This window comes from Rothia sp. HMSC072E10, from assembly GCF_001813965.1.
GTDB classification, from domain to species: Bacteria; Actinomycetota; Actinomycetes; order Actinomycetales; family Micrococcaceae; genus Rothia; species Rothia mucilaginosa_A.
Window position 1 is genome coordinate 201,069 of record NZ_KV814491.1, and the last position, 4,401, is coordinate 205,469.

Below are 4,401 nucleotides of genomic sequence, written 5' to 3' on the forward strand. Positions count from 1 at the left end.
CGGAGGTGGTGGCTGCCGCCTCGTTATTTGCCTGATGGCCGCATGCCGCAAGCAGGGCACCAAGACCCAGAAGGGTACCGCCGCTCAGCATTGCGCGGCGGGTAAAAAGGTTGGAAGTCATGGAATTGTATTCCTCATATCGGTGTGGTGTGTGAAGAGATGGGGGGCTGGTTAGAAACCGGAAGACTAACCACCCGAAGGGAAGAACCCCGATAGATGAGAAGCCACATGTGTTTCGAAAAGCCACCAAAGAAGTGGCTTCTCGGCAAACATGTGGCTTCTCAACGTAAGACCCGCGGCGGACTTTACATGTCGGGCCAGTCACGGTGCAACGAATACTCTGTGTCCCCGTCACCGCTGTCGTTTAGATGCCAACGCTGACCGGTACGCACATCAGCCTTGCGCAACCTGGGGTTCGGGTTATCCTTTTTACCCATGGTGGGGTCGTTCTTGCAGCCCCAACGAGTATCGTCTTCATCGCAGGTGCCGCCGACGCGTCCCACATCAACCCACCACACACGCACCAGCAGCGGGTCAACGGTATCTTTCGTCAACACAACATCCAGGGCCTGCCAATCGCCGCCGTTCACCCGGAAACGACCAGAGTAAGACACCGTCGCGTAAGCGTGGAAGTTGCCCGAACGCTGATAAGCGTAGCTGGTCGCGGTCTTGCGTGACTCTTCGCCGCGTGCCCTGCTAACCGGCTTGCCCATGGTGTAGAAAGTATCCTCGTCACCGTTGCCGTATTGGATGGTCATTTGGGTGGGGTAGGATTCGATTTCTACGTGGCCGATCATGAGGTCGCCTTCCCAACGTGCGGTGGGTGCGTCGACGTAGAAGTTGACGGCTTGGTTCTTGTAGACGTTGGGGTTATCTTCGCCCTGACCAGAGCCAAGGTTGTAGGACTGCTTCAAAACAGGGGCCTGGATATTGGTGTTAGCGAATTGATCCTCAATTTCTTGGAGCATTTCTTCGATAGTGGGTCCCTTGGGGGTTTCTTTGGGGTTGGTGGGGGTGAGGGTTTTAGTATCGTTGGGTTGGCAGTATGTTGAGAACCCGGTTTTTAGGTTGTAGTTTGCAGCTTCGCCGGTTGCGGGTTGTTCTAGGACGCGTATGGGTTTACCCGGACGCTGGTCCTCGGTATAACAAACGTCTTTTCCTGATTGTTGGTTGTTATACTTTGGGAAAAACATTCTATGGTTCATCCCATCCAGTGTTTCAACATTCCTTCTCCTAAATTCTTCAGCAGCTTTTTCAGCATCATATTCGACACCTGTATTATCACTTTTTGAATCATTTACAGTGTTATCTTCTTCCCCTTCACCAGTGGAACGAGATGGTGGCAAAGGGGCTGAGGAATCTCCAGGAATTTGTACACAATGGCCATTAGGATTCTGACACTCCGCCGCGTAAATAACGGAGAAAGAACTTATATTCACAAGAGTAGAACACAGCAGAAGCTTTACAAGGGTACTGGAACGAAAAGTCACTTTTTCAAAATCCCCTTTTGAATCAATTCGCGCTGAGAAAGCGTATTTACAATCTTCCAATACCCATTATTAAAATTAAAGATAAATGCACACATGTCGTCGTTATTGGCAGTATTTTTCTTTGTAGTTGTATGCCCATCGGGTTCAACATAAATAGCGTACGTCCATAGATGACGGGTCACCAGTGTATATTCTTTAGTCTCCGCGTCGAAAGTAAAAGCACCTTCCTGCTGATAACCATCGGTTCCTTCGATGACCCAGCCACCGCGCTTATACAACCCCTCAAGGTAGTCGTAGAACTTGTATTCCGATGTATTTTTTCCCATGTACATCCGGGCATAGCTACAATCACCGGTCTGCATTCCATAGTTGTGTGCATCTAGCCAATTATTCATCATGCTTTGCATGCCATCTTCATTCTCAGGGTACTGCGCAGGCTCATTGCGGGGCTTCGGGACATTTTGGGCCGGGCCGTAACCGTCCGCCTTGCGGTACTCGCCGTCGGGGGCCTTCGAGCCACCGGAGTAGCCGCGGGTAATGACCGGGCTCGGAGCAGCTGATGCAGAAGCGGCATCGGATGCCGCCGTGGAAGCCGATGCTGATTCGCTCGGCACGGCAGATGCGGTGGCTGCCGCCTCGTTATTTGCCTGCTGGCCGCAGGCGGTAAGCAGGGCGCCCAAGCCCACAAGTGCGCCGCTACCCAACAGGGTACGGCGGTTGAAAATGGTCGAATCCATAGAAGATACGCTCCTATCGTCGGTGATGGTGTGTATGTGCTAGTCGAGAATGTTTCTGTAGGTACGGCGACGTGCCTCGAAAGTGTTCTGGCTAGGTATTCCATGCTGTCGATGCACCGGTGCATCGCTTTGGGTCCCGAGACCACCTTACAGGATGTTTGCCATCTTTTGCAGTCTTTTGTAGTTTGTGAAGTTTAGATGTAGATATTGGAATACTTTCGCTATCAAGTAGGTCTTTGGAGAGTGTTGATTGAGAGAAGTGTTGGTTCAGAGGGTATTGGGGGAGGAGGCGAGGCAACCTCGACCTCCCAGACCTGCCAACTGCATCCGGCGCATCGCCTTACTCATAATGTGGCGGGCAACTCATGCGGCTCACGCGGGGTGTTAGGCAGTACTACACTTAAAACGAAAGTCACATCGCCGTCACTGAAGAAAAGAGTTTTTGTGCCCACCACGACCGTACATTTGACCGACCGTATCCCGCGCGTTTCTGCCGATGAGCTGCTGGCAGGTTTCCGCCCGTCAGAGCGTTTTGGAGAGGTTTCGTTCGACACCTATATCCCCGACCCGAACCAGCCTTCGCAGGCTGAGGCGGTGCAGAAGCTCAAGGATTTTGGCGACAAGATTAACGGCGGCGGCTCCGGCGGCGGCTTCTTCGGACGACTCTTTGGCGGTAAGAAGAAGGACACCTCGAAGGCTGGCCTGTACCTTGATGGCGGTTTTGGTGTGGGTAAGACCCACCTGCTGGCTTCGCTGTGGCATTACGTGGACGGCCCGAAGGCATTCGGCACGTTCGTGGAGTACACGAACCTGGTGGGTGCGTTGACGTTCCGCAAGACGGTTGAGGCGCTGAGCGGTTACAAGCTGGTGTGCATCGACGAGTTTGAGCTGGACGATCCGGGCGATACGGTGCTCATGTCCCGCCTGATGCGTGAGCTGGCCGATGCCGGCGTGAAGCTTGTGGCGACTTCGAATACTCTGCCGGGTGCCCTGGGTGAGGGTCGCTTCGCGGCGGAGGACTTTAAGCGTGAGATTCAGGTTCTTGCTTCGCAGTTTGAGGTGCACCGCGTGGATGGTGAGGACTTCCGTCACCGTGGCCTGCCCGCCGCACCGGAGCCTGTAGCAGACGCTGAGTTTGACGCGAAGGTTGAGGAGGTGTTCGCCGGTAAGACGGTGGGCGTCGATAACTTCGCGGACCTGGTGGAGCATCTGGCGAAGGTGCACCCTTCGCGTTACCGTCAGCTGATTGACGGTCTGCAGGGTGTTGCGTGGCGTGATGTGCAGCCGATTACTGAGCAGTCGGTGGCGCTACGTTTTGTGGTGCTGGCCGACCGCCTGTACGACAAGGACCTGCCGATTGTTTCTTCGGGTGTGCCTTTTGACAAGGTGTTTACCCCGGAGATGCTGGCCGGTGGTTACCAGAAGAAGTATTTCCGCGCGGTGTCTCGTTTGACCGCGCTGGCTCGTGAAGGCCTGCTGGGTGAGGAGGCGGAGCGCTAGTTCCGCTGTTCGCCGGGGCCGAGCTTTGGCCGGCTCGGGTTTTGATGCGCTGTTCTTTCTAGTCCCGTGAGACTCGAAGCTCGCCCGGTTTACCTGAACCGCGCCAACCCTTCCCATACGTGAAGACCCCCGCCGGGTCGCTTAGGAAGCACCCGGCGGGGGTCTTTGTGTGAGCGAGAACCTGGTACGTGACGGGAACATGGCGTGTCGCTCGCATGGTTTCTTCCCTTGTCAGGGAGTTATGCGGGGGTAGATGTGGTTGGAGTGTATAATTTTGCGTGTAGCCTCCGCGAGGTTCTCGCGAAGCACCCGTTTCTGCCGCATGGTTGCGGGCTAGTTTCGGGTAGCTATTTCCCTTCCTTTTCGGAGGGGCTTTCATTGAGGCTCGATGGGAACGCGGTGTATTCGGGGTTCCAGCCAATATTTCCCTTCCTTTTCGGAGGGGCTTTCATTGAGGCTGGCCACACCACCGATGGTCTGAATGTCACCCCCACCAAATTTCCCTTCCTTTTCGGAGGGGCTTTCATTGAGGCACAACGCGCTCTTGGGAAACATGCAGACCCTAACCAATTTCCCTTCCTTTTCGGAGGGGCTTTCATTGAGGCAGAGAAGAAGTCAGCTAAGGGGTTCTTTTCCCGTATTATTTCCCTTCCTTTTCGGAGGGGCTTTCATTG

3 protein-coding genes and 1 CRISPR repeat array are annotated in these 4,401 nt (G+C 54.5%); of the genes, 1 reads left to right on the forward strand and 2 read right to left on the reverse strand.

Going from position 1 to position 4,401, the window contains the following annotated elements:
• Positions 1-305 precede the first annotated feature (305 nt).
• Together HMPREF2944_RS09175 and HMPREF2944_RS06265 are read right to left on the reverse strand one after the other, a co-directional pair.
• On the reverse strand, positions 306-1,490 hold the full coding sequence (locus tag HMPREF2944_RS09175; RefSeq protein ID WP_141755744.1) for a hypothetical protein: 1,185 nt from the start codon (positions 1,488-1,490) through the stop codon (positions 306-308).
• On the reverse strand, positions 1,487-2,227 hold the full coding sequence (locus tag HMPREF2944_RS06265) for a DUF6318 family protein (protein WP_070681580.1): 741 nt from the start codon (positions 2,225-2,227) through the stop codon (positions 1,487-1,489). Before HMPREF2944_RS06265 ends, HMPREF2944_RS09175 begins: the two co-directional genes overlap by 4 nt.
• Before the next feature lie 444 nt (positions 2,228-2,671).
• Between HMPREF2944_RS06265 and zapE the strand changes: the two genes are divergently transcribed.
• Positions 2,672-3,727, forward strand: a complete 1,056-nt coding sequence (zapE, locus tag HMPREF2944_RS06270) for a cell division protein ZapE (protein WP_070681583.1) — start codon at positions 2,672-2,674, stop codon at positions 3,725-3,727.
• A gap of 349 nt (positions 3,728-4,076) precedes the next feature.
• Positions 4,077-4,400: a CRISPR direct-repeat array (repeat unit 31 nt; unit sequence ATTTCCCTTCCTTTTCGGAGGGGCTTTCATT).
• Position 4,401: the final 1 nt, after the last annotated feature.